Source organism: Roseovarius sp. MMSF_3350 (assembly GCF_030733425.1).
Taxonomy (GTDB): domain Bacteria; phylum Pseudomonadota; class Alphaproteobacteria; order Rhodobacterales; family Rhodobacteraceae; genus Roseovarius.
In genome coordinates this window covers 42,081-61,548 of the sequence record NZ_JASHIZ010000003.1, presented here as the reverse complement: position 1 = coordinate 61,548, position 19,468 = coordinate 42,081, and the positions used below count along the sequence as shown (strand labels likewise).

19 protein-coding genes are annotated in these 19,468 nt (G+C 66.2%); 6 read left to right on the top strand and 13 right to left on the bottom strand.

The window, feature by feature from the left end; all coding sequences use genetic code 11:
* Positions 1-9: 9 nt before the first annotated feature.
* Together RBB31_RS04395 and RBB31_RS04390 are read right to left on the bottom strand one after the other, a co-directional pair.
* The gene (locus tag RBB31_RS04395) at positions 10-372 is read right to left on the bottom strand and encodes a response regulator (protein WP_306128042.1); all 363 of its coding nucleotides are present in this window, start codon (positions 370-372) and stop codon (positions 10-12) included.
* Complete coding sequence (locus RBB31_RS04390) at positions 369-671, bottom strand: STAS domain-containing protein (RefSeq protein WP_306128041.1); 303 nt, start codon at positions 669-671, stop codon at positions 369-371. The genes RBB31_RS04395 and RBB31_RS04390 overlap by 4 nt, the downstream gene beginning before the upstream one ends.
* A gap of 316 nt (positions 672-987) precedes the next feature.
* On the opposite strand from RBB31_RS04390, the gene RBB31_RS04385 reads away from it, so the two are divergent.
* From RBB31_RS04385 to RBB31_RS04365, 5 genes are all read left to right on the top strand, one after another.
* Positions 988-1,908, top strand: a complete 921-nt coding sequence (locus RBB31_RS04385; protein ID WP_306128040.1) for a branched-chain amino acid ABC transporter permease — start codon at positions 988-990, stop codon at positions 1,906-1,908.
* Between the two features lie 8 nt (positions 1,909-1,916).
* Positions 1,917-2,900, top strand: coding sequence for a branched-chain amino acid ABC transporter permease (locus RBB31_RS04380; protein WP_306128266.1), 984 nt, complete (start codon positions 1,917-1,919; stop codon positions 2,898-2,900).
* A complete protein-coding gene (locus RBB31_RS04375; RefSeq protein WP_306128039.1) occupies positions 2,893-3,642 on the top strand; it encodes an ABC transporter ATP-binding protein in 750 nt (249 codons plus the stop codon). The genes RBB31_RS04380 and RBB31_RS04375 overlap by 8 nt, the downstream gene beginning before the upstream one ends.
* Complete coding sequence (locus RBB31_RS04370) at positions 3,639-4,325, top strand: ABC transporter ATP-binding protein (protein WP_306128037.1); 687 nt, start codon at positions 3,639-3,641, stop codon at positions 4,323-4,325. Before RBB31_RS04375 ends, RBB31_RS04370 begins: the two co-directional genes overlap by 4 nt.
* Positions 4,326-4,749: 424 nt before the next feature.
* The gene (locus RBB31_RS04365; protein WP_306128036.1) at positions 4,750-5,925 is read left to right on the top strand and encodes an HPP family protein; all 1,176 of its coding nucleotides are present in this window, start codon (positions 4,750-4,752) and stop codon (positions 5,923-5,925) included.
* Positions 5,926-6,061: 136 nt separating this feature from the next.
* Here the strand turns inward: RBB31_RS04365 and RBB31_RS04360 are convergent, their stop codons facing one another.
* From RBB31_RS04360 to RBB31_RS04340, 5 genes are read right to left on the bottom strand one after another with little or no spacing between them, the layout of a single operon-like run.
* Positions 6,062-7,561: an AMP-binding protein gene (locus RBB31_RS04360; RefSeq protein WP_306128035.1), complete on the bottom strand. Its 1,500-nt coding sequence runs from the start codon at positions 7,559-7,561 to the stop codon at positions 6,062-6,064.
* Positions 7,558-8,994: an aldehyde dehydrogenase family protein gene (locus tag RBB31_RS04355; protein WP_306128265.1), complete on the bottom strand. Its 1,437-nt coding sequence runs from the start codon at positions 8,992-8,994 to the stop codon at positions 7,558-7,560. The genes RBB31_RS04360 and RBB31_RS04355 overlap by 4 nt, the downstream gene beginning before the upstream one ends.
* Before the next feature lie 27 nt (positions 8,995-9,021).
* Complete coding sequence (locus RBB31_RS04350; RefSeq protein WP_306128034.1) at positions 9,022-9,984, bottom strand: tripartite tricarboxylate transporter substrate binding protein; 963 nt, start codon at positions 9,982-9,984, stop codon at positions 9,022-9,024.
* 43 nt (positions 9,985-10,027) lie between these two features.
* A complete protein-coding gene (locus RBB31_RS04345) occupies positions 10,028-10,492 on the bottom strand; it encodes a tripartite tricarboxylate transporter TctB family protein (RefSeq protein ID WP_306128033.1) in 465 nt (154 codons plus the stop codon).
* Entirely contained in the window at positions 10,489-12,018 is a 1,530-nt protein-coding gene (locus RBB31_RS04340) for a tripartite tricarboxylate transporter permease (RefSeq protein ID WP_306128264.1), read from the bottom strand. Before RBB31_RS04340 ends, RBB31_RS04345 begins: the two co-directional genes overlap by 4 nt.
* A 100-nt stretch (positions 12,019-12,118) precedes the next feature.
* Between RBB31_RS04340 and RBB31_RS04335 the strand changes: the two genes are divergently transcribed.
* Entirely contained in the window at positions 12,119-13,150 is a 1,032-nt protein-coding gene (locus RBB31_RS04335; RefSeq protein ID WP_306128032.1) for a LacI family DNA-binding transcriptional regulator, read from the top strand.
* Here the strand turns inward: RBB31_RS04335 and RBB31_RS04330 are convergent, their stop codons facing one another.
* From RBB31_RS04330 to RBB31_RS04305, 6 genes are all read right to left on the bottom strand, one after another.
* Complete coding sequence (locus RBB31_RS04330) at positions 13,151-14,146, bottom strand: NAD(P)H-quinone oxidoreductase (protein WP_306128031.1); 996 nt, start codon at positions 14,144-14,146, stop codon at positions 13,151-13,153.
* 10 nt (positions 14,147-14,156) lie between these two features.
* Positions 14,157-15,542, bottom strand: coding sequence for a hypothetical protein (locus RBB31_RS04325; RefSeq protein ID WP_306128030.1), 1,386 nt, complete (start codon positions 15,540-15,542; stop codon positions 14,157-14,159).
* Positions 15,535-16,362 (bottom strand): SDR family NAD(P)-dependent oxidoreductase, encoded by an 828-nt coding sequence (locus tag RBB31_RS04320; protein WP_306128029.1) that lies wholly within the window; start codon positions 16,360-16,362, stop codon positions 15,535-15,537. Before RBB31_RS04320 ends, RBB31_RS04325 begins: the two co-directional genes overlap by 8 nt.
* Entirely contained in the window at positions 16,359-17,864 is a 1,506-nt protein-coding gene (locus tag RBB31_RS04315; RefSeq protein ID WP_306128028.1) for a tripartite tricarboxylate transporter permease, read from the bottom strand. Before RBB31_RS04315 ends, RBB31_RS04320 begins: the two co-directional genes overlap by 4 nt.
* A gap of 3 nt (positions 17,865-17,867) precedes the next feature.
* Entirely contained in the window at positions 17,868-18,389 is a 522-nt protein-coding gene (locus RBB31_RS04310; protein WP_306128027.1) for a tripartite tricarboxylate transporter TctB family protein, read from the bottom strand.
* 68 nt (positions 18,390-18,457) lie between these two features.
* Positions 18,458-19,441 (bottom strand): tripartite tricarboxylate transporter substrate binding protein, encoded by a 984-nt coding sequence (locus RBB31_RS04305; protein ID WP_306128026.1) that lies wholly within the window; start codon positions 19,439-19,441, stop codon positions 18,458-18,460.
* Between the last annotated feature and the right edge of the window lie 27 nt (positions 19,442-19,468).

Genomic DNA, 19,468 nt, shown 5'->3' with positions numbered 1-19,468 from the left:
CGCCCTCCCTCAGACCACGAGACGCTGGATGATCTGGACGAGCTTCTCTTCGTCGAAGGGCTTGACGATCCAGCCGGTGGCCCCGGCATCGCGCGCCCGCTGCTTGAGCGCGTCACCGCTTTCGGTGGTCAGCACGAGGATCGGAACGGACGAGATCCTGTCGCCCTTGCGCACCCCGTCGATGAAGCCGAACCCGTCGAGCCGCGGCATGTTGATGTCGGTGATGATCAGGTCGGGATCGGCGGCTTCCAGGCGTTCGAGCCCGTCGACCCCGTCCTCGGCAAGCTCGACCTCGAACCCGGCGCCGGTCAGCGCCTGTTGCAGCATGCTGCGCATGGTTCTTGAATCGTCGACGGCCAGAATGCGGGTCATGCGGAATCCTCTTGAAGCAGGGCGTGTCGGGGGATGCCGAGCAGGGCCAGCCCCCTGAGAAAATCGGGAGACGGATCGGCCAGGTCGAAGGCGGTGCCGTCGGCCTGCCATTCCAGACGGGCGCGCAGAAGAATCTCGGCCGCGAGGGCCCCGAGGAAGCCGACCTTGCCGGCCCGCAGGTGCAGGGCGGCGCCGCGCCGGGCAGCAAAACTTGCCGCCAAGGTTTCGCAGGCGGCGAAATCCAATCGTTCGGGGAGGTCGAGCGACGCGTCGTCGACGGAATTGGCTGTCTCTGTCATGCGGGGCCCTTCACACTGCACATGCCTGGTTCGTGGCAGGCTAGAGCCGTGGGCTTAAAATCGGGTTAAATGCCAAGTCACTGATATCAATAAAGAATCGACGGGGTTCTGAGCCGGGCAGCCGTGGGGGTGCGACTCGGTGGGCTGCGGATGCCCGCCCCTTTGGCCGGGCCGTTCACGGGCGTTGGGGGCGGGGGGGACCGTCAGCGGAGCGCACCGGCTTCGAGACGCGCCGCCAGGGCTTGGCCTTGGGCGCCGGGCGTGGTTTAACCCCGCGCCATCGGGGAGCGGATAGCGGCAGGGGAAAGCGGCGCGGATGTCGAGCATTCTGATCATCGAACAGGTTCTGAACGGGCTTCAGTTCGGCGTCATGCTGTTTCTGATGGCCGCGGGTCTGACGCTGATCTTCGGGGTGATGGGGCTCATCAACCTCGCGCACGGGTCGCTGTACATGGTCGGCGCCTTTGCCGCGGCGGCGGTGGCGGCGGCGACGGGGAGTTTCCTGCTGGCGCTGGGCGCGGCGCTGGCCGTGGCGGCGGCGGTCGGCGCGGTTGTGGAGGTGGCGGTGATCCGGCGGTTATACGCGACCGATCACCTGGACCAGGTGCTGGCCACTTTCGCGCTGATCCTGATCTTTTCCGAGGGCACACGGTACCTCTTTGGCTCTTTCCCGCTGTACCTGGACATTCCCGACGCGCTGTCGGGGCCGGTGACGCTACCCGGCGGGATCCAGTATCCGCTGTACCGGCTGGCGCTGATCGGGGTGGGGCTGGCGGTCGCCGTGGGCCTGTGGTTGCTGATCGAGCGGACGCGGGTGGGCATCCGGATCCGCGCGGGCGAGAACGACCGCGAAATGATCGCGGCGTTGGGCGTGGATATCTCGAAGCTGTACACGCTGGTCTTTGCACTGGGCGCGGCGCTGGCGGGACTGGCGGGGGCGCTGGTGGGCGCGATCCAGTCGGTGCAGGTGGGGATGGGCGAGCCGGTGCTGATCCTTGCCTTCGTGGTGATCGTGATCGGCGGGATAGGCTCGATCAAGGGCGCTTTCGTGGGTGCGATCCTGGTGGGGCTGACGGACACGCTGGGGGGGATCTTTCTGCCCGAGTTCTTCAAGCTGTTCATGGAGCCGGCGGCGGGTACGCAGGTGGGGGCATCGTTGGCGTCGATGGCGATCTACATCCTGATGAGCGTGGTGCTGGTCTGGCGGCCCACGGGCCTGTTCGGAGCCAGGGCATGATCGGGGGCATGAGGCGGGAGGCCCTGATCAACCTCGCGGTTCTGGCGGGGCTGGTTGCGGTGCCGCTGTGGGCGCTGGCGGTCGACGAGCCATTCACGATCACGCTGGCCACGCGCGTGGCGATCCTGGCGCTGGCCGCGGTGGGGCTGAACATCGCGCTGGGACTGGGCGGGCTGGTGAGCCTGGGCCATGCGGTGTTCTTTGGCATCGGCGGCTATGCGATGGGCATCCTGGCGCATCATGCGCAGACCTACACCGCTGTCGCCGAGTGGCCGATGCTGATCGAAGGTACGAAGTCCATGCCGGTGATCTGGCTGGTGGCCGTCGTGGCCTCTGCGCTGGCGGCGCTGGTGATCGGGGTGCTGAGCCTGCGCACGAGCGGGGTCTATTTCATCATGATCACGCTGGCCTTCGGCCAGATGTTTTTCTACTTCGCGATCTCGTGGAGCGCCTATGGCGGCGAGGACGGGTTGTCGATCTATGTGCGCAACGGATTTCCGGGGCTGAACACTTTGGTGCCGATCCAATTTTTCGGGTTGTGTTTCGCGATCCTCTGCGCGGTGCTGTGGCTGAACGCGCGGCTGATGCGGTCGCCTTTCGGCCTTGCGCTCAATGCCGCGCGGCAGGTGCCGGTGCGGGTGGAGACGGTCGGGTTGAACCCGGTGCGGCTGAAGCTGGTGGCCTTCGTGATTTCGGGCGCGATCACGGGGCTGGCGGGGGCGCTTTTTGCCGATCTCAACCGGTTCGTCAGCCCGACGATGTTCAGCTGGCAGTTCTCGGGCGAGATCATCATCCTTGTCATTCTGGGTGGTGTAGGGCGGCTGTTTGGCCCGGTCGTGGGCGCGGCGGTCTTTGTGGTGCTGGAGCACTGGCTGGGCGGGCTGACGGAGTTCTGGCTGATCTGGCTGGGGGTGATCCTGCTGGTGATCGTGCTGTTCGCGCGGGGCGGCCTCGTCGGGCTCTTGGCGGGAAGGTCGGTGGCGCATGACTGAGCCGGTACTGGAGACGCGGGGGATCACGAAGCGGTTCGGTGCGCTGACGGCGAGCGAGGACGTGTCGCTGGACCTGAGGGCGGGGGAAATCCACGCGGTGATCGGTCCGAACGGCGCAGGCAAGTCGACCTTGATCCAACAGATCTGCGGGCTCATGCGCCCCGATGCGGGGCAGGTGTGGCTGGGGGGCGCGGAGGTTACCCGGCTGGAGGCGGCGGCGCGGGCCAGGGCCGGGCTGGGCCGGACCTTCCAGGTTTCGCAGTTGGCGATGGAGGATACGGTGTTGCAGAACGCGCTGTTGGGGGCGCTGGGCGCGGCGACACGGCCCTGGCGGTTCTTCGGGGCGGCCCTGCGCGATGCGGAATTGCGGGACCGGGCGGAAGCGGCGCTAGCGCAGGTTGGGCTGGGGGACGTGGCGGCGGTGCGCTGTGCGGACCTGTCTCACGGGCAGCGGCGGCAGCTGGAAGTGGCGGTGGCGCTGACGCTTGGCCCCCGCGCCTTCGTGATGGACGAGCCGATGGCGGGGCTGGGCGCGGAAGGCTCGAAACGGATGACGGGTTTCCTGAGCGAGTTGCGCGGCACGGCGCCGATCCTGCTGGTCGAGCATGACATGGACGCGGTCTTTGCCCTGGCGGATCGGATCAGCGTGCTGGTCTACGGGCGGATCATTGCGACGGGCACGGTGGCCGAGATCCGGGCGGACCGGGCGGTGCGCGAGGCGTATCTGGGAGAGCAAGTATGAGCCTGTTGCGGGTCGAGGGGCTGGAGGCAAGCTATGGCGCAAGCCAGGCACTGTTCGGCGTGGACCTGGACGTGGGCGCGGGCGAGGCCGTGGCCCTGATGGGGCGCAACGGGATGGGCAAGACCACCACCGTGCGGGCGATCTGCCGGATGATCCCCAGTCGGGGCGTGCTGCGGTTCGATAGCCAAGACTTGCACCGCTTGCCCAGCCACAGGGCGGCCCGGCTGGGGATCGGGTTGGTGCCCGAAGGGCGGCGGTGTTTCCGGGACCTGACGGTGGCGGAGAACCTGTTGGCGGCGGCCCGGCCCGGCCCTTGGGACCGGGCGCGTGTGGCGGAACTGTTCCCGCGGCTGGACGAACGGGCGGGGCAGGTCGCGGCGTCGTTGTCGGGGGGCGAGCAGCAGATGCTGGCGATTGGCCGCGCCTTGATGACCAACCCAAGGCTGATGATCCTCGACGAGGCGACGGAGGGTCTGGCGCCGCTGGTGCGGGCCGAAATCTGGGCGGCGTTGGGACAGTTGCGGGACGCGACCGAGATGGCATTGCTGGTCATCGACAAGTCGGTGCGGGAACTGGCGCAGGTGGCGGACCGCGCGGTGTTGCTGGAGCGGGGCAAGACGGTCTGGGCTGGCGCGATGGCGGAACTGACACCGGATATTTCGGAGCGGTATGTCGGGGTGTGAGCGGCAGCGCGGTTGCAGGTCCTGCCCACAGGCTGACGCGCCCCGGTCTCTGCCCGCTTGTTCAGGGCGAGGTCCCGGGTCGAGCCCGGGACGAGGTTCGGGGCAAAACCCGTTCCCGCTGATGTAGCTGGAGACTACGCCCAACCGTACTTTTGCAAGCTCGGCTCAAGACGCCTTATCGGTTTGATCGTTTGAAGGTTGATCGGACCCGGCTTCCATAGATGTATAAACGGTGTCCGATCGGTTCGGGTGTGCCTCCATCCGCAGGACAGCCTGCTCTGCTTGATGGCGTGTCAGGTGCTCTGTTTCCGTTCGCCTCGCAAAAAGCAGAGGATGCGTCGGACGGCAGGCTGCGTGTCGTTGACCAGTTGAACCTTTGATCAAGTGATGAAAGTTTGTGCACATCTTGCCGGGAGGCGCGTCTTTGCACATTCTGAAATCCCTTGGTCCTGCTGTCGCGCGTGTTTCAGGCGTTGAAGCCGTTCGTGCAGGGCTGGGCGCCCTCATCGGTCTGGGGTTGACCGGGCTCTTCATTTTGTCGCCCGATGTCGACCTGGAACTGGGTCTGTACCTTGTCGCGCCATTCGGCGCCTCATCCGTCCTTTTGTTCGCGGTCCCGAACAGCCCTTTGGCGCAGCCCTGGTCCGCGATCGTCGGCAATACGGTTGCTGCACTGGTCGCTGTGGCCGTTTGCCTGTTGGTCGAAGATCCTGCCCTGCGGATCGGTCTGGCGGTCGGTCTTGCCATTATGGCAATGATGTTGTGTCGCGCGATCCACCCTCCGGCCGGGGCGGTCGCGATGACCGCGGCCATGTCGCCCGATGCCATTGCGCATCTGGGCTTCTGGTTCGCGATTGCGCCAATTGGCGCAGGCACGATCGCGCTCGTCGTCGTTGCCGCCATCTATGCCCGTCTGACCGGGCGGCACTATCCGTTCCGCCAGTTCGACGACCCCGGCAAGCACGGAACGGATGACCGCACCCCGTCCGAACGGCTCGGGTTGTCCAAAGAGGAATTGACCGGGATCCTGGAACGCTACAGCCAGTCCTTCAACCTTGGTGTCGAGGACCTGGCGCGCCTGATCGGAGCGGCGGAGCTTCAGGCCGCCGCACATCTTTCCGGTCCGATGACGGCGCAGGACATCATGTCCCGCGACCTTGTCACGGTCTGTCCTGAAACATCGCTGAGCGAGGTCGCGGACCTTTTCCGGCAACACCGTTTCACGTCCCTTCCTGTCGTCGAAAGGGATGCGAAATTTCTAGGGGTCATCTTCCAGGTTCATCTGATCAGCCAGGCAAGACAGGATGCATTGCGCCTGGATCGAGGGTACGGTGCCGCCCTGCGACGGCTGCTTGACCGAAACCGCGAGAATCCGACAAAGGCCGGGGAGATCATGAGTGTCGCCGGTCCCCGTGCGATGTCACATACGCCCATCGGGGCGTTGCTGCCGATGATGGCCGACGGGGATACGGATGCTGTGCCTGTCATCGAATACGGCAGGATCATCGGCATTGTCACAAGAACGGACCTGGTCGCCGCGCTTGCGCGGAGCACGCTATACGGTCGAACCGACAGTTCTCGCAATCTTTCAACGAACTGACAGCTTAAATTATTGGAATGTAAAGAAGATCAGTTTCGATGAGGCGCAAAGACAACGCATCACACGACAAGGGAATCCCTCCCTTGGGCGTATTTCCGGATCGCTCAAAGCCGGGTCGGGCCGGGGCAGGGCTGTGTCAGCGGTCGGCGGGTTCGAGGATGTCGGCGAGTTTCAGACGCTGGATCTTGCCCGAGGGGCCCTTGGGCAACTCGTCGAGAAAGTGGATCTCGTCGGGTGACTTGAACGCGCCGAGGCGGTTGCGGCAGATCTCGATCAGGTCGGCGCCTTTGAGAGCGGAGCCATCGCGGACCCGCACCGCCGCCTCGACGGTTTCGCCGTAGGTGGTGCAGGGCCGCGCGAAAGCGGCGGCCTCAATCACGTCGGGATGGGTGTAGAGCGCCTCGTCGACCTCGCGGGGGGCGATATTCTCGCCGCCCTTGATGATGAGCTCCTTCAGGCGGCCGGTCACGAAGACGTAGCCGTGGGCGTCCATGCGGGCGAGGTCGCCCGTGCGCAGCCAGCCGTCGCGGAAAGTGTCGCGGGTGGCTTGCGCGTTCTTGAGGTAGCCCTGCATCACGTTGGGGCCGCACACGGTGATTTCCCCCTCGGTTTCGGGTGGCAGCGCGGCGCCGGTGCTGTCCTGGATCTGGACCTCGCAGCCATAGGCCATCCCAGACGAGCCGATCTTTCGGGTCGCCGGTGGCAGGGGGTTGGCCAGGATCTGGGCCGCGGTCTCGGTCAGGCCCATGGTCTCGATGATGGGCACGGAAAAGCGGGCTTCGAAGGCCGATTGCGTCTCGACCGCCAGCGCCGAGGAGGCGGAGCGACCGAAGCGCAGGCGGGTTCGGACCTCGGGGCCGGGTTCGTCCGTGCCGTGCAGCAGGTGGGAGATGATGGTGGGCACGGCGGAAAACCAGGTGACCTGCGCGTCTGCGGCCTGATCCCAGAAGCGGGAGGCGGAGAATTTCGACGTGACGGCGAGCGAGCCGCCGGACACGAGGCTGCCCATGACGGTCACGCAGAGGCCGTTGATGTGGTACACGGGCAGTACGCAGAAACCGCGATCGGCCTCGGAAAGATCGTGCGCGATGGTGGTCGTCCAGCCCCCGGCCAGCAGGCTGGCATGCGTGTGCAGCACGCCCTTGGGTCGGCCGGTGGTGCCGGACGTGTACATCAGGAGGGCGTGGTCCGTCGGAGTGAGCGGGTGCAGGTCGGCCTCGGCCCGCTCGGAGAGGGGCACGGGGGTGATACGAGTGGTGTTGGCGGCGGCGAATTGCTCGGCGCAGGCGTCGTGGACGAAAGCGTGTCGGGCCTCGGAATGCTCCAGCGCGTAGGCGATGGCATCCCGGCCCGCGGCGAGGTTGATCATGGTGGCGCGAAAGCCCCCCGCAAGCGCGCCGTAGAGAGCGACGAGCCCCTCGCGGCTGTTGGGGGCGACGATGGCCACGCTTTCGCCTCTGCCCGCGCCGCGGGCGGTGAGGGCGCGCGCGAAGGCAAGTGCCGCGTCCTGTAGCGCGGGCCAGTCGAGGTGGCTGCAATCCTCGGGGAAGACGAAGGCGGTGCCGCCCCGGTGGGCGCGGGCGGCGAGCCAGTCGCGGACGGTGCCCTCGGGCGGTGTGTCGCGGCGCAGCTTCATTGGCCGGCGGCCTCCCAGTAGTCGGCGAAGATATCCTCTAGCGCGGGCACATTGGCGCGGATTTCGTGCACGATCTTGGTGGATTGCAGGAAATGCTTCCAATGAACGTTCTCGTCGATGGAATTTCCCCCCCAGCTGCCGCAGCCCATGGAGAGTGAGAAGGGCATACCGTTGGTGAAAGATCCGCCGGTGGCGAAGGTATGGGCCTGGTTGACGATGATGCGGCTGGTGGGGATGGCGCGGGCGAGCGTCATCGGGCGGGTGTCGTTTGTGCTGTGCAGGCCGACGGAATGGCCGGCGCCCTGGAATAGCTGGATGTCGCGGGTCATGCGGATGGCATCGTCGAAATCCTTGGCTGAATAGAGCGCGAGGACGCGGCTGAGCTTTTCGCCAGACAGGGGATGGTCGGGACCGATGCCGGTGGTGGGCACGGCGATGTATTCGGTGCCGTCGGGGACTTGGCCGGTCAGCCCCAGCGCGTCGATCATCTTGTCGGCATCCTGCGCGATGACGGAACGGTTGAGGTGGCCGTCGGGCCAGAGGGCGGCGACAATGGCGGCCTCGTCCTCGACCACGGCGCCGCCGGCGCGGGCCATGGCGGCGATGAAGGCGTCGCGCACGGCCTCGACCACGACGATCGAATTCTCGGACGAGCAGGAGGTGGCGTTGTCGAAGGTTTTCGACGCGCGGATCTTCTCGGCGGCGGCGGCGAGGTCGGCGGTCTCATCCACGATGACGGTGACGTTGCCCGCGCCCACGGCGACGGCGGGGGTGCCGGAGGTCTGGGCGCGGTGGACGTTGTTCTGGCTGCCGGTGGCGACGATCATGTCGCAGGTCTCCATCAGGCGTTGCGTCTTGTCCTTGGAGCCGGGCGCGGGGACCATGCTGACGAGGTCGGGGTCCTCGCCGATCCTGGCGAACTCGGCATGGATGAATTCGATCAGTTTCTCGCAGCTGGGCACGCCCTTGGGCGAGGGGGCCACGACGATGGCGTTGCCGCATTTCAACGCGTTGATGATGTTGTTGGCGGGCGTGGCGGCGGGGTTGGTCGAGGGCACGATGGCGGCCACGACGCCCTTGGGGCGGGCGATTTCCGTGATGCCGGTGGCGGGGTCTTCGCGGATCACGCCGAAGGTGGTGACGCCCTTGATGTCGCGCATGAGGCCCAGCGTCTTGCGGTGGTTCTTGGTGATCTTGTCGGGCACGTTGCCCAAGCCTGTGGTCCGGACCGCCAGTTCGGCCAGTGCGCGGTTGCGGCCCGGTTCCATGATCGCCCATGCGACGGCCTGTGCGGCGCGGTCGTAGCGCTGCTGGCTGCCGTCCGCCTCGTACCGGCCTTGGGCGGCGCGGGCGCGGGCGATGATGGCGTCCAGTTCGGCGATGGGATCGGCGGCGTTCATGGTGGTGACCTTTCTTGTGAGGGGCGCGCGGATCGGGCGCGCGCCCCGGTGATTTGGGGCTCAGAGACCGGCGAGCAGTTCCTTGAGAGTTTCCTCGCGGGCGGCCCACATCTCGATCACCTCGTCGCGGGTCATGACGTGCATGGGCGACCCGCCCGCTTCCATCTTGCCCTTGACGCGGCTGTTCTCGAACATGGTCGGGACCACCTCGGCCAGCTTGTCGATGATCGGCTGGGGCGTACCCTTGGGCACCATCACGCCGCGGAAATTGACCGAGGCGTTGTCGATGTCATAGCCCTGTTCTTTCATGGTCGGCACGTCGGGCAGGAAATCGCTGCGCTCGTTGTCGAAGACCCCGAGGATCTTGACGTTGCCGGCCTTTTCGGCGCGGAACGCGTCGGAGAGGTTGTTGACCCCGCCCAGCACGTCGCCGGCGATGACGGCTTTCATGGCACCGGCGCCGCCGGCATTGTTGGGGATGTAGGCCAGTTTCACGCCTGCCGCCTTTTCAAGCTGAAGCGCGGCGATGTGGTGGCCGACGAACAGCCCGGCGCCCGAGAAGGTGAGTCCGCCGGGGTTTTCCTTGGCGTAGCTCACCACGTCTTCCATCGAGTTGAACTGGCTGTCGGCACTTACCACGAAGACCGCCGGGTCGGCGCCCCAGTTGGCGATGGGCTCGAAGCTGTCGGTGCTGTATTCGACGCCGCCCTCGATCGACTGGGCGATGAAGTGGGGCACGTTGTAGGCGCCGAGAGTGTAGCCATCGGGCTGAACCTGAGTGGCGAGCCAGTTCCAGCCGACGCGGCCGCCGGCACCGGGTTTGTTGACGATGGCGATGGGCATGCCGAGCGCGTCCTCGTTGCCTGCCGTCATGGTGACGATGCGCGCCTGAAAGTCGGTGGCGCCGCCGGCGCCGTAGCTGACCATCATCATGACGGGGCGTTCGGGGTAGTTGTCCTGCGCGCTGGCAGAGCCGGCAAGGCCCATGAGCGCAATGGATGCGGCTGCAATCAGTTTCTTCATCGGTAGTTCCTCCCTTGGAAAGTTGTCTTTCGCTTCTTGGTTTTCAGAAAAGGATCTCTCGCGGGGTGAAGACCCCGAGCAGCAGTGCGAAGAGACCGTACATCACGGCCAGGAAACCGGCCGTGATCAGCACCCGTTTGACCCATGTACTTGGCTCGCCGTGGGGGGCGGGATCGTAGAGGGACAGCAGGATGAAGAACGCGATGGTGGACGCGGTGTAGAAGCCCAGCGTGGGCGCGGCCCAGAAGACATAGACCAGCAGGACGAGGATGCCGGGCAGGATGTTGCGCATGGCGATGACGCTGAGGCCGGGGCCGACGCGGGTCTTGCCCAGGAGCGCCTTGCCGAAGGTCCAGAGGGCCAAAGCCACGAACACGACCGAGATGATGCGGGGAAACAGAAAGGCGCGGGCGGGTTCGCCGGTGAAGCTGAGCCAGGCGACCCAGATGCCGACAAAGGCCACCAGACCGCTGGCGATGATGTGCTGGGTGCGGGGGCGGTCGGTCACGTGGTCCGCTCCTGTTGTTCGAGGGTGTCTTCCTTGCTGAGGAAGCGGCGCTGGCGCAGTTCCATCCAGACCGAGTAGGCGATGGAGGCCACGACGATGCCGATGAGCGTGAGGTTGAGCGTGCCGGTGAAGAAGTAGCTGCCCATGCTGGAGGTGGCGTTGGCGATCATGGCGCCCTGCACGAAATTCGCCTCGGCGATGGGGCCGAGGATGAGGCCCAGCACCAGCGGTGCTGCGGAAAAGCCGAAGCGCTCGAGAAAGTACATGCCGGTGCCCAGGGCGGCCATGATGTAGACGTCGCCCATTGAGTTCTGCACCGAGTAGCTGCCGAAGACGGCGAGCGCCAGCACCACGGCGGCCATGACCGCGTTGGGGACCTGCGCCACCCGCGCCGCCAGCCCGGCCACGTAGAGGCCGAAGACGCACATCAGGATCTGGCCGATCAGCATGGAGTTGATGAAGGTCCAGGCGACATCGGGGTAGTTCTCGAACAGGTCGCTGCCCGGGAAGATCCCGTGGATCAGCAGGCCGCCCAGCAGCACGGCGGCGGTGGGCGAGCCGGGTATCGAGAGGGTCAGCAGCGGGACAAGAGAGGGTCCGACCATGGCGTTGTTGGCGCTTTCGGCGGCGATCACGCCCTCGCTGTGGCCGGTGCCGAATTTCTTTTGCTCGCGGCTGGTCTTGCGGGCTTGGTCATAGGCCACAAGTCCGGCGATCTGGCCGCCGACGCCAGGGATGAGGCCGATGAAGGAGCCCGTCATCGTGCCGATCCCCAAGGCGCGGGAGCGGCGGAAGACCTCGCGGATCGAATCCATGATCGGGCTTTTCTCGACCTTGAGGACTTCGGCGTCATGCTGATGCCGGCCCTTGGCGAACATGGTGATGACCTGCGGGATGGCAAAGAGGCCGATGAGGGCGGGGATGATGTTGATGCCGCCCGAGACGCTGGAATGGAAGATGAAGCGTTGGGCGCCCATCACGTCGTCGAAGCCAATGGTGGCGAGCCAGAGCCCGATGCAGCCCGACAAGAGGCCCTTGACCACCGAGCTGGAATCGAGCGAGCCGATGACGGTGACGCCGAGGATGGCCAGCCAGAAGAGGTGCGAGGGGCCAAAGGCCAGCGCCCATTCGGCGAGTACCGGCGTCAGGAATATCAGCAGCAGAACCCCGAAGACGCCGCCGATGGCCGAAGAGATGAACGACAGTTGCAGGGCGCGGGCGCCCTGGCCGTTCTTGGCCATGGTGTGCCCGTCGAGCGTTGTGGCAATGTTGGCCGGCGCGCCCGGGATCTTGAGCAGGATGGCGCTGACCGCACCGCCCGCGACCGTCGAGGTATAGGCCGCGCCCAGCAGGATGAGGCCCTGCGTGGCGTCGAGCTTGAACGTGAAGGGAATGAGCAGGGCCACGGCCATGGTGGGCGACAGGCCCGGCGTGGCGCCCAGGATCAGCCCGCCGATCGTGCCGATCAGAAGCAGCATGAAATTGAACGGCGTGAACACGTCGCCGAAGTAGAACAGGAACTCCAAGCCGTATCCTCCCATTGGCTTGTCGTAAGTGACCTGGAAGGGTATGCAATGAAAACAATATTGCAAATGTTTTCATTTTTGGCCGCGTGGGGCCGCGCAAGTGTCTGACAAAAATAAGAGAAAGACCGATATCATTGCTGTCGCCAAGGCGGCGCGCGTGTCGCCCTCGACGGTGTCGCGCAGCTTCAACCACCCGGACCTGGTAAAGGCCACGACCCGCAAGAAGATAGATGCCGCGGTGCGGCGGTTGGGCTATATCCGCAACCGTGCGGCACAGACGATCCACGGCATTCGCAGCGGCACGATCGGGCTGATCGTGCCCACCGTGGACCAAGCGATATTTGCCGAGATGATCCAGAGTTTTTCCGAGGCGGTGGAGGAGCTGGGCTTCACGATCCTGCTGGCCTCGCACGGGTTCAACCTGGACCGGGAGTATGCGTTGACACGCAAGATGCTGGAACATCGGGTGGATGGCGTGGCGCTGATCGGGATCGAGCATACTCGGGATACGCTGGACCTGCTGGCGCAGCAGGAGATGCCGACGCTGTTGCTGTGGAGCTTTTCACCGCAAGCGCCGTTTCCCTGCGTGGGGTCGGACAATTATCAGGCGGGGTACCTGATCGGGCGGCACGTAGCGGCTTTGGGCCACAGGCAGGTGGCGGCGATATTCCCGCCCGTTGAAGGCAACGACCGGGCCTCGCTACGCTTTGCAGGGGTGAAGGATGCGCTGGCGGAGGCGGGGTGCAGTATCCCCGAGGCGTGGCAGTTGGTGGCGCCATACAGCGTGGCGACGGCGAAGAGCGCGGTCGAGGCGCTGATTGCGGAGGGCGCGTTGCCGACCGCCATCCTCTGCGGCAACGACGTGCTGGCCTGGGGCGCGCTGCATGCGCTGAACCGGGCCGGGATCGCCGTGCCGGGGCGGGTGACGGTGACGGGCATCGGGGATTTCAAGGGCTCGAAGGAGTTCGAGCCGTCGCTGAGCACGGTGCGCATCCCGGCACGGACGATCGGGGCGCGGGCGGCCGCCGCCATCGTGCAACTGACCACCTCGGAGGAGGCGGTGGACGTGGCGGCGCTGATCCCGCCCGAGATCATGGTGCGCGCCACCAGCGGGCCGCCGCGCGAGGACTGACTATTCGCGCACCGAGAGGACGATCTTGCCGACGTGGCCGCCCGCTTCGAGCTCGGCATGGGCATCAGCGGCGCGGGCGAGCGGGTGGACGGAGTTGATGACCGGCTTTACCGCGCCCTGTTCCAGCAGGGGCCAGACCCGGGCCAGCAGATCGGCGGCGATAAGGCCCTTTTCCTGCGGCAATTGCGGGCGCAGGGTGCTGCCGCAGAGGGTCTGGCGCCTGCGGATCATGCCCTCGATGTCGATCTCGGTCTTGCCGCCGCCGAGAAACGCGATGATGACCAGCCGCCCGGAGACGGCGAGAGAGGCGAGGTTGCGGTCGAGATAATCGGCGCAGATCATGTCGAGAATGACATCGACGCCGCCGCCGTCGGTGAGGCGGGCGATTTCATCCTCGAACCGGGCCGTGCGGTAATTGATCGCCTCGGTCGCGCCCAGATCGCGGCAGGCCTGGCATTTCTCGTCGGTGCCGGCGGTGGCGTAGACGGTGGCCCCCATGGCGCGGGCGAGCTGGACGGCGGTGGTGCCGATGCCGCTGGCACCGCCGTGGATCAGGACGGTTTCGCCTTCGGCGAGGCGGCCGATGCGGAATAGATTGGTCCAGACGGTGAAGTAGGTCTCGGGAAGGGCCGCCGCCTCGATCGCCGAAAGGCCGGAGGGCCAGGGCAGGACCTGCGGGGCTGGCGCGACGCAGTATTCGGCGTAGCCGCCGCCCGCGACCAGCGCGACAACCTTGTCGCCCTCGGCAAAAGACAGCACGTCGTCGCCGCAGGAGACGACCTCGCCTGCCACCTCAAGCCCCAGCACCTCGGTTACGCCGGGAGGCGGGGGATAGCCGCCCTGGCGCTGGCGCAGGTCGGGGCGGTTGACCCCCGCGGCGGCGACGCGGATGAGCACCTCGCCCGGACCGGGGCGGGGTACGGGAATCTCGCGGGGCACCAGCACTTCGGGGCCGCCGGGGCTTGTGGCGAAGATGGCTTGCATGGCCTGGGGCATGAGAGGGCTCCTAACCTTGGAGTGAGATGACCGTGCCGACGGCGAGGAAGAGGCCGAGTGCGGTCAAGGACAGTACGGTGAGTTTCAAGTTGCCCCGGCGCAGGAGCGGGGCCGGTTCCAGTTGCATGATGCGGGTTGTGATCAGCACGTTGGCGGTGAAGGGTGTGGAGCCCGCGGTGAGACCCCAGCCGACGATCGCGGCGAGCGCCAGCCACATCAGGGCGGGTTCGGGCACCAGCGGGTGCAGCACGCCCAAAAGGATGCTGGCCGACACAATGGGATTGAGCGCCGAGACGCCCCCCAGCACCATGCCCAGGGGAACCAGCGCGATGAGGGCGGGCACCAGCGCATCGGGGGGCGAGGGCAGGGCGCCGTCGAAGCTGCTGACGAACCATGCGATGATCGCGCCGAGAAAGCCTGCGCAGGAGACGATGACGATCTCGTTGACGCCGCTTGCCGCGGTGGCGGCCAGTTCCCGGTGCAGGCCGGGGGCGATGCGCGCGGCAACCTGGATCGCCCACCAGGCGAGCGAGAAGCCCAGCACCGCCACCAGCACCGAGGCCGGCATCGAGAGGTCCGCGGCCACGTGCAGCACGAAGGCCACCGCCACGAGCAGGGCGACCCGGGCGACGACGCGCAGCAGGATGAGCTGTTCGGGCAGGGCGGGCAGGGCGCGCGTCATGGGTGATTTGCCGGGGTCGGGATCGGTGGCGCGGGGGCCGCGCGACGCGGCATAGCCCGCGCCGAGGTAAAGAACCGCCGCGGCAAGGCCGTAGGGAAGGATCTGGAAGTAATCGACCTCGGGGAGGATGGACAGGGTGATGATCGTCGACAGGGCCAAGGGCGACCACATGGGCATGGCGCCGAAGCCGCGCAGCATCGAGAGGGTCAGGTCCTCGACCGCGTTCTGTCTTTCGAGTGTCTCGCGGGTCTGGGCGAGCAGGGTGGCCATCAGGCTTGCGGCGCCGAAATTTAGGAAGATGCCGAAGATATGGGTGCCGAGCGTGACGAAGAGATAGCGTGCGCCGCGCGGGCGGCTTGCCACCACGGCCGCGGCCTTGCGAATGTCCGGCGCGCGGGAGGCCGCGCGGCTGAGCAGGCCGAGCGCGACGAGGAAGGCGGAGAGAAAGATCATACGGTCGAGGCCGCCGGTTTCCGCGATCCAGCCGCCGGCCCAGCCCCAGAGGAAGAGCACAAAAACAAGGCCGCCGATGATCCAGGCGGGTCGGTTGAGGCCGCGGCGATTGAGCAGGGCCACCGCCAGCAGGGCGAAGACCACGGGAATTTCCGGCACCGGCACGACGATGGCCGCGGCACCGGTGGCAAGCAGGTAGAGCGCCAGCAGCGGGTTGAGGACGTCGCGCACCCGCCCGAACATGACGGGTGCGTCAGCCATCGACGGTTTGGCGTATGCTGGCCGACAGACCGCCATCGACCACCAGTTCGGTTCCGGTGATGTAGCCGGCCTTGTCGGAGGCCAGGAAGACTGCCGCCTCGGCGATGTCCCAGGCGGTGCCCATGCGCCCCAACGGGCATTGCGCGGCGCGGGCGGCGCGCATCTGCGCCTCGGTCCGGTCGCCGTAGCTGTTAGCGAGCGTGACGCCGATACGGGGGGTGTCAATGAGGCCCGCGATGATGGAATTCACGCGGATGTTGTCGGGCGCGAGTTCCACCGCGAGCGAGCGGGCGAACTGGTTGGCGCCGGCCTTGGTGGCGGAATAGGCGAGGTGGGGATAGCCCACATGCCGGATCGACGCGATCGAGGAGGTGACGGTGATGACCCCGCGACCCTGCGCACGCATCATCGGAATCGCGGCCTGGGCGGCGACGTGCAGCGAAGTGAGGTTGGCGTCGCTGATGCGGCGCCAGTCGGCGGGGGTGGTGTTTTCGGACGGCCCGCTTTTGCCCAGGCCCACGTTGCAGTGCAGGATGTCGAGGCGTCCGTGTTTGGCCTCGATGCCCGAGATCAGGGCGGTGACGCTGACGTCGTCGAGGACATCGACCGTTGCGGCCTCGGCGCTGCCGCCTGCATTGGTGACATGGGTCACGGTTTCCTGGGCAGAGGAAAGATCATTGTCGGCGGCAATGACATGGGCGCCTTCGCGGGCGAGGCAAATGGCGATGGCCCGCCCGATGCCGATGCCCGACGCGATGGAGCCGGCGCCGATCACCAGCGCGATGCGGCCCTGAAGGCCGGTGTCCGCCGCGCTGGTCATGCCGCCCCCGAGGAGCGCAGGGCGTCACGCTTGGCGCGGGTGGCGCGCAGCTCGCGGCGGACGCCGACGAAGGCCGAAAGAATGGTGATGACGATGAAGATCCAGCAGATCGGGCTGCGGAAGAAGATCGTGATATCCTCGGAAATGAGGAACGAGCGGCGCAGGTTGTCCTCGAAGAGCGGGCCCAGGATGAAGCCCATCAGGAAGGGGGCCGCAGCCATGTCGATCTTCATCATGATGTAGCCCAGCAAGCCGAAGGCCAGCATCACGCCCACGTCGAACATCTGGCTTTGCACGGCATAGCTGCCGAAGACGCAGAACATCAGGACAATGGGCAGCAGGATATGGCGCGGGATGTCGGCGATGCGGGCGAAGTAGCGGATGGCGAGCTTGCCTGACCCCAGCAGCACGACGGAGCTGAGCATGATGCCGATGAATATGGCGTAGATGATGGTGATGTTGTCCTGGAACATCAGCGGGCCGGGGGTGAGGCCCTGAAGCATGAACGCCCCGAGGATCACCGCCGTCACCACGTCGCCCGGGATGCCGAGCGCCAGCAGGGGGATGAGCGTGGCGCCGGCGACGCCGTTGTTGCCCGCCTCGGAGGCGGCGACGCCCTCGATATTGCCCTTGCCGAATGTTTCGGGGGACTTGGAGGTGCGGCGCGCCTCACCGTACGAGAGGAACGCGGCGGCGGTGGCGCCGGCACCGGGGATTGTGCCGATGATGACGCCGATGAAGCTGCCGCGCACGATGGTGACGAGGCTGGATTTGAGTTCGGCCAGACTCACGCGGCTCTTGTCGGCGGTCTTGACCGTGAAGGGCGCGACCTTGCGCACGTAGAAGTCGATCACTTCTGGCAGGGCGAAGAGGCCGATCAGCAGGGGGATATAGCTGACCCCGCCCATCAGGTTGAAATTGTCGAAGGTGAACCGCTGGGTGCCGTAGACCAGATCGAGCCCGATGGTGGAGGTCAGGAGGCCCAGCAGGCCCGAGATCAGGCCCTTGGTCAGGGACGAGCCGGAGATCGAGATCACCACGGTAAGTGAAAAGCAGATCAGCCAGAAATATTCGGGCGGGCCGAAGGCGAGCGCCAGGCCCGCGATAAGGCTGGCGAAGAAGATCAGGGACAGGTTGGACAGGAAGTCGGCGATGCAGGAGGCGTAGAGCGCCATGTTGAGCGCCTTGCCCGCCTGGCCCTTTTGCGCAAGAGGGTAGCCGTCGAGAAGGGTGCAGGCGGCGGCGGGCGTGCCGGGCGCGCGGATCAGGATCGCGGTGATCGAGCCGCCGAAGACGCCGCCCTTGTAGACGCCCACCAGCAGCAGGATGCCGGTGACCGGATCGAGGTTGAAGGTGAAAGGCAGGGCGAGGGCCACGGCCATGGTCGCCGTGAGGCCGGGGATCGCGCCAACGGTCACGCCGAGGCAGACACCGGCGGTGATCGCCAGCAGGTTGCCGAGCGTGAAGAACATTTCGAAGCCGGTTGCGATATTCTCAAGCATGGATCACATCCAGTCTTCGAACAGGCCCATGGGCAGGGGCACCTGCGCGACATGGGCGAAAAAGAGATAGACCAGCAGCGGCACGGCGATGCCGACGCCCAGCAGGATGAGCGGGCGGCGTTCCCCGCCGATGGCCATGAGGGCGATGGTCACAACGATGGCGGTGAGCGGCATGCCCAGCCGCTCGGGCATCAGAAGATAGAGCACAAGCAGGCCGACAAGCATCAGCACGCGGGATTTCCAGTGCGGATGTGTCCCCAGCGAGGCGTCATCCTCGCCGGGAATATGCGCGGCAAAGATTGCTTCCAGAAGGTGGATCAGGGCGAAGAGACCGACGCCAATCGTCAATACATAAGGCAGGAAGGTGGGCGACAGGGGCAGGTGCTTGACCGACGCCGGCGACGTCACCCCGGCGGGGATCACGAAGAATGCGAAAAGCACCGAGGCCAGAATCGTCAACACCGCGAAGACGATCTCGCGGCGGCGACCCTTGCGGTTCTCGGTGTCTATATCTGTTTCGCTCATGGCTGGCCCTCCCATGCCGCCTTTGAAGAGTGGCGGCCCGCGGGGCCGCCACCTGTTGTTTGTCAGGATTATTCGACGGTTACACCGGCCTCATCCACCACGGTTTTCCAGCTGGAAAGTTCGCCGTCGATATATTTGGCGAAATCCTCGGGGCTGCCGCCCTCGATCTGGCCGCCGCGCGTATCGGCGAATTTCTTGAAGCTGTCGCTTGCAAGAACCTCGTCCAGCGCCTCGTTCAGCGTGGCGACAACCGCGTCGTCGGTGCCGGCGGGGGCCAAAAGGCCGAACCACGAGCGCGCGGCGAAGCCGTCAAGCTCGGCGATGTCCAGCTCGTCCAGCGTCGGCACGTCCTCGAGATGCTCGGAACGTTCCGGCGTGGTGACCGCCAGCGCGCGCAGGGCGCCCGACTGGATATGCGGCATGGCCGAGGGCAGGTTGTCGAACATCACGTCGACATCGCCCGACAAGAGGGCCGGTACGGCCTCGCCGCTGCCGCGGAAGGGCACGTGGGTCATGTCGGCGCCGGTGCGGGCCTTGAACATCTCGCCCGAGAGGTGAATCGAACTGCCCACGCCCGAGGAGCCGAAGCTCATGTTTTCGGATTTCGCGGCGTCGAGAAATTCCTGCGCGGTCTGGTAGGGGCTGTCCTTGTTGACGACCATGACGTTGGGGATCGACAGGATCAGCTTGATCGGCGTGAAATCCTCGACCGGGTCGTATTGCAGGTTCTTGTAGACCGCGGGCGCGATACCGTGCGACGAGACCTGCCCCATGAAGAGCGTGTAGCCGTCAGGACGGGCATTGGCCGCCTGCGTGGTGCCCAGCGTGGCGCCGGCGCCGGGGCGGTTTTCGACAGTCACGGTTTCATCCAGCACCTGTGCGAGGCCATCGGCCACCTGGCGGGCCAGAACGTCGGTGGCGCCGCCGGCGCTGTAGGGCACGATCAGGGTGATACGCTTGGTCGGGTAGTCCTGCGCCATGGCAGAGCCGCCGAAGGCCAGCATCGCGGTGGCGCTGACGGCGCCGATCAGGGTTCTACGATTGAGTTTCATCTTGGTCTCCTCCTTTGATGAAGTGTC

Coding starts and splice junctions, on each gene's coding strand:
- RBB31_RS04350 (WP_306128034.1), bottom strand. CDS start 9,984: ATGAAGAAACTGATTGCAGCCGCATCCATTGCGCTCATGGGCCTTGCC.
- RBB31_RS04310 (WP_306128027.1), bottom strand. CDS start 18,389: ATGAGCGAAACAGATATAGACACCGAGAACCGCAAGGGTCGCCGCCGC.
- RBB31_RS04315 (WP_306128028.1), bottom strand. CDS start 17,864: ATGCTTGAGAATATCGCAACCGGCTTCGAAATGTTCTTCACGCTCGGC.
- RBB31_RS04380 (WP_306128266.1), top strand. CDS start 1,917: ATGAGGCGGGAGGCCCTGATCAACCTCGCGGTTCTGGCGGGGCTGGTT.
- RBB31_RS04330 (WP_306128031.1), bottom strand. CDS start 14,146: ATGCCCCAGGCCATGCAAGCCATCTTCGCCACAAGCCCCGGCGGCCCC.
- RBB31_RS04320 (WP_306128029.1), bottom strand. CDS start 16,362: ATGACCAGCGCGGCGGACACCGGCCTTCAGGGCCGCATCGCGCTGGTG.
- RBB31_RS04395 (WP_306128042.1), bottom strand. CDS start 372: ATGACCCGCATTCTGGCCGTCGACGATTCAAGAACCATGCGCAGCATG.
- RBB31_RS04325 (WP_306128030.1), bottom strand. CDS start 15,542: ATGGCTGACGCACCCGTCATGTTCGGGCGGGTGCGCGACGTCCTCAAC.
- RBB31_RS04305 (WP_306128026.1), bottom strand. CDS start 19,441: ATGAAACTCAATCGTAGAACCCTGATCGGCGCCGTCAGCGCCACCGCG.
- RBB31_RS04390 (WP_306128041.1), bottom strand. CDS start 671: ATGACAGAGACAGCCAATTCCGTCGACGACGCGTCGCTCGACCTCCCC.
- RBB31_RS04370 (WP_306128037.1), top strand. CDS start 3,639: ATGAGCCTGTTGCGGGTCGAGGGGCTGGAGGCAAGCTATGGCGCAAGC.
- RBB31_RS04360 (WP_306128035.1), bottom strand. CDS start 7,561: ATGAAGCTGCGCCGCGACACACCGCCCGAGGGCACCGTCCGCGACTGG.
- RBB31_RS04375 (WP_306128039.1), top strand. CDS start 2,893: ATGACTGAGCCGGTACTGGAGACGCGGGGGATCACGAAGCGGTTCGGT.
- RBB31_RS04385 (WP_306128040.1), top strand. CDS start 988: ATGTCGAGCATTCTGATCATCGAACAGGTTCTGAACGGGCTTCAGTTC.